The organism is Mesorhizobium sp. M7A.F.Ca.MR.176.00.0.0, assembly GCF_004023165.1.
Lineage (GTDB): Bacteria > Pseudomonadota > Alphaproteobacteria > Rhizobiales > Rhizobiaceae > Mesorhizobium.
Genome location: NZ_RZTC01000208.1, coordinates 1 through 4,678 on the forward strand (window position 1 = coordinate 1; position 4,678 = coordinate 4,678).

The following is a 4,678-nucleotide window of genomic DNA, read 5'->3' on the forward strand; positions in this document are numbered from 1 at the left end:
TGGTCTTGCGCATATTGTCATGCGGGACGAGGTCGTAGGAGCCCTGTTCGAACAGTTTCAGGACCTGATCATCCGACATCGCCTTTACCGCAGGCGCAGGAGCGCCAGCAGGAGCCTTGGCGGCAGGCGCCGCCTGGGCACCTCCACCGGCAATCGCCGCGTCGACATCCGACTTCACCACCCGGCCATGTGGGCCGGTGCCAGTCACGGCAGACACATCGACACCGGCCTCCTTCGCGATGCGGCGTGCAAGCGGCGACGCGAAGGTGCGCTCGCCAGCCGCATGGCCGTTGGCAACCGGAGCCGCATCTGCCTTGGATGCGGTCGCGACCGGTTCGGCCTTGGGTGTCTCAGCCTTCGGTGCGTCAGCCTTGGGAGCCTCCGCTTTCGGCGTCTCGGCTTTGGCTGGTGCGGCAGTATCGCCGCTTTTCGCGGCAGCGCCCGCATCCTCGCCCTCTCCGGCGAGCACGGCGATCAGCGCATTGACCTTGACGCCTTCGGTGCCGGCGGGAACGACGAGCTTGGCAACCGTGCCCTCATCGACAGCCTCGACTTCCATCGTCGCCTTGTCGGTCTCGATCTCGGCAATCACATCGCCCGGCGAAACCTTGTCGCCTTCCTTGACGAGCCACTTGGACAGATTGCCCTCTTCCATCGTGGGCGACAGGGCCGGCATGGTGATGTTGATTGGCATTTTGTCCTCCCGCCCGGTTCAGCGATACGTGACGGCTTTGACCGCCTCGATGACTTCGCCGACATTCGGCAACGCCAGCTTCTCGAGGTTCGCCGCATAAGGCATCGGCACATCCTTGCCGGCGATGGTGATGACCGGCGCGTCAAGAAAATCGAAGGCGCGCTGCGACACCTGGTTGGCGATATGGTCGCCGACCGAGTTCTGCGGATAACCTTCCTCCACCACCACCAGGCGGTTGGTCTTCTTGACCGAGGCGATGATGGTGTCGAGATCGAGCGGCCGGATCGTGCGCAAGTCGATGATCTCGGCATCGATGCCAAGGCCACGCAGTTCCGCTTCAGCCTTGACCGCATAGGTCATGCCGATGCCGAAGGAGACGATGGTGACATCCTTGCCTGATTTATGGATGCGCGCCTTGCCGATCGGCAGCACGAAATCGTCCAGCTTCGGCACGTCGAAGGACTGACCGTAGAGGATTTCATTCTCGAGGAAGATGATCGGGTTCGGATCGCGGATCGCTGCCTTCAACAAGCCCTTGGCGTCAGCGGCGGTGTAGGGCATCACCACTTTCAGGCCCGGAATGTGGCTGTACCAGGCGGCATAGCACTGCGAGTGCTGAGCGGCGACGCGTGCGGCGGCGCCGTTCGGTCCACGGAACACGATCGGCGCGCCCATCTGGCCGCCCGACATATAGAGGGTCTTGGCGGCCGAGTTGATGATCTGGTCGATCGCCTGCATGGCGAAGTTGAAGGTCATGAACTCGACGATCGGCTTCAGGCCGGCCATCGCCGCACCCACGCCAACGCCGGCAAAGCCATGCTCGGTGATCGGCGTGTCGACGACGCGCCGCGGCCCGAATTCCTGCAGCAGGCCTTGCGTGATCTTGTAGGCGCCCTGGTATTCGGCAACCTCCTCGCCCATGACGAAGACATCGCCGTCGCGGCGCATTTCCTCGGCCATCGCATCGCGCAGCGCTTCGCGCACCGTGGTCGAGACCATTTCCGTGCCGGCCGGAATGTCCGGATCGGCGGCGATTTCCGTCTTCGGAGCAGCAGCCACCGGCGCAGCCGGCTTTGCGGCCTCCGCCTTATCCTCTGCGGCCGCCGGAGCCTCTGCCTTTGCAGGCGCTTCCGCCTTGGCGGGCGCCGCGGCCTTGCCGATATCCCCGGCACTTTCGCCGTCCTGTAGCAGCACGGCGATCGGTGTGTTGACCTTGACGCCTTCGGTACCGGCGGCGATCAGGATCTTGCCCAGCGTGCCTTCGTCAACGGCTTCGACTTCCATCGTCGCCTTGTCGGTCTCGATCTCGGCGATGACGTCGCCGGCGACGACTTTGTCGCCCTCGTTCTTCAACCACTTCGAAAGATTGCCCTCTTCCATGGTCGGCGAGAGAGCGGGCATGAGAATTTCGATCGGCATGTCCTTGCCCTCCCGTTACAATACGATATCGGTCCAGAGCTCGGACGGATCCGGCTCCGCGTCGTTCTGGGCAAATTCGGCGGCATCCGCGACAATGTCGCGGACCTCCTTGTCGATGGTCTTGAGCTCGTCCTCGGTCGCCCACTTCTTTTCCATCAGCCGTGCCTTGACCTGCTCGATCGGGTCATGGTCCGAGCGCATCTTCTGCACTTCTTCCTTCGAGCGGTATTTGGCCGGGTCGGACATCGAGTGACCGCGATAGCGGTAGGTCTGCATTTCGAGAATGATCGGCCCATTGCCGGCGCGGCACCATTCGGTCGCCTGGTCGCCGGCGGCCTTGACGGCGCGGACATCCATGCCGTCGACCTGGATGCCGGGAATCTTGAACGAGGCGCCACGGTGCGAAAAATTGGTTTCCGCCGAAGAGCGCGACACCGAGGTGCCCATGGCATAGCGGTTGTTCTCGATGATGTAGATCACCGGCAGCTTCCACAGCGAGGCCATGTTGAAGCTTTCATAGACCTGGCCCTGGTTGGCCGCGCCATCGCCGAAATAGGTCAGCGAAACATTGTTGTTGTCGCGGTAGCGGTTGGCGAAGGCCAAGCCCGTGCCGAGCGACACCTGCGCGCCGACGATGCCGTGGCCGCCGTAAAAGTGCTTTTCCTTGGAGAACATGTGCATGGAGCCGCCCTTGCCCCGGGACAGGCCGCCCCGACGCCCGGTCAACTCGGCCATGACGCCGCGCGGCGACAGTTCCATCGCCAGCATGTGGCCGTGGTCGCGATAGGCGGTGATCATCTGATCGCCATCGATCAGTGCCATCTTCATGCCGGTGACGACCGCTTCCTGGCCGATATAGAGGTGGCAGAAGCCGCCGATGAAACCCATGCCGTAAAGCTGGCCGGCCTTTTCCTCGAAACGACGGATGAGCAGCATGTGCCGGTAAGCGGCAAGCTCTTCGTCCTTGGTGAATTCGGCAGGCTTGGGGGCCGAAAGCCCCGATTTGCCGTCGGATTTGGATTTGGCAGGCGCTTTTCTGGCGGCGGTGGCCATGCATCACTCCCTGTTGGCGTCTCTTTGTGGACATTAGAGCAGATGAAATCTGCTCTGGGGAGATCAGCTCTTCCCCACCGATTTAAGGGAGGCTAACACGCGTCAAAGCGTTGCGCCATGCCGAATTTGCATAGCTGGCATGCGCCTAAGCGATTAAAATCATTGAAAATATTGATGATTAACTTGAAATCAGTTATTTCGACGAGGTCGGCAACATAATGGTGATTTCGTCAGCCTGGGACAGATTGAGCGCCTTGCGTGCCTGCTCATCGAGCATGTCCTTTTCGAGCGTGCCTTCATGCATCAACCGAACGCGGCGCTCGAGTTCCATGCGGCGCGCCTTGATCACATCGAGCTGGCCTTGCAGCGCCACCGTCTGGGCTTCCAGCTGATATTTCGAATAGATGCCGAATTCGCCGTGATAGGCGTGAAAGCCGAAATAGGCCAGGAACGCCACGCAAAGCGAGGGAATGATCAGTCGGCCGGTGTTTCTCTGCTTGTGCTGACGCGTCCACATGATCCAAATCCTCGCGGCCGCGAACTCAGGCGGCTCACGATCTTTTTCGCCCGATTGTGCTTAACGGACGGTTACGGGTGTCCTGTTGGGCGGCGTCGAAACAAAAAAGGGCGGGAATGCTCCCGCCCTTTTGTCCGGTATCGATGAGCCGGTGTTTCTGGATCAGCCCTTGACCACCGACTTGCCGGCATAGCTTGCCTGCTTGCCGAGTTCTTCCTCGATGCGGATCAGCTGGTTGTACTTGGCCATGCGGTCGGAGCGCGACAGCGAGCCTGTCTTGATCTGTCCGCAATTGGTGGCAACCGCGAGATCGGCGATGGTCGAATCCTCGGTTTCGCCCGAGCGGTGCGACATGACGGCAGTGTAGCCGGCCTTGTGCGCGGTCTCTACGGCGTCGAGCGTTTCCGTCAGCGAGCCGATCTGGTTGACCTTGACGAGGATCGAATTGGCAACGCCCATGCGGATGCCGTCGCGCAGCCGCGCCGTATTGGTGACGAACAGGTCGTCGCCGACTAGCTGCGTCTTCTTGCCGATCAGGCCGGTCAGGTACTTCCAGCCTTCCCAGTCGTCCTCGGCCAAGCCGTCCTCGATCGAGATGATCGGATAGTCGGCGGCAAGCTTGGCCAGGTATTTGGCCTGGGCCCTGGGATCGCGCGTCTTCTTCTCGCCCTCATAGACGTAGTTGCCGTCCTTGAAGAACTCGGTCGCGGCGCAATCGAGGCCCAGCGCGATCTCGTCGCCCGGCTTGAAGCCGGCCTGCTCGATCGATTCCATGATGAAATCGAGCGCCACAGGCGCGCTTTTCAGGTTCGGGGCAAAGCCGCCCTCGTCGCCGACATTGGTGTTGTGGCCGGCGTCCTTCAGTTTCTTGCGCAGCGTATGGAAGATTTCCGAACCCCAGCGGACACCTTCGCGCAGCGTCGGCGCGCCGATCGGCAGGATCATGAATTCCTGGAAATCGATCGGGTTGTCGGCATGCGCGCCGCCATTGATGA

General features: G+C 61.5%; 5 protein-coding genes. All 5 read right to left on the minus strand.

Annotated features, from left to right (window positions below; genetic code table 11):
• A partial coding sequence (locus EOB59_RS33615; protein ID WP_128290224.1) for a biotin/lipoyl-containing protein occupies positions 1-694 on the minus strand: 694 nt, incomplete at its 3' end.
• Positions 695-712: 18 nt separating this feature from the next.
• Positions 713-2,113 (minus strand): pyruvate dehydrogenase complex E1 component subunit beta, encoded by a 1,401-nt coding sequence (locus EOB59_RS33620; RefSeq protein ID WP_127294427.1) that lies wholly within the window; start codon positions 2,111-2,113, stop codon positions 713-715.
• 15 nt (positions 2,114-2,128) lie between these two features.
• Complete coding sequence (gene pdhA / locus EOB59_RS33625) at positions 2,129-3,166, minus strand: pyruvate dehydrogenase (acetyl-transferring) E1 component subunit alpha (RefSeq protein WP_127272717.1); 1,038 nt, start codon at positions 3,164-3,166, stop codon at positions 2,129-2,131.
• A gap of 193 nt (positions 3,167-3,359) precedes the next feature.
• Entirely contained in the window at positions 3,360-3,683 is a 324-nt protein-coding gene (locus EOB59_RS33630) for a septum formation initiator family protein (protein WP_127270588.1), read from the minus strand.
• 162 nt (positions 3,684-3,845) lie between these two features.
• Positions 3,846-4,678 (minus strand): phosphopyruvate hydratase (locus EOB59_RS33635; RefSeq protein WP_128290225.1); only part of this gene is annotated, 833 nt, incomplete at its 5' end.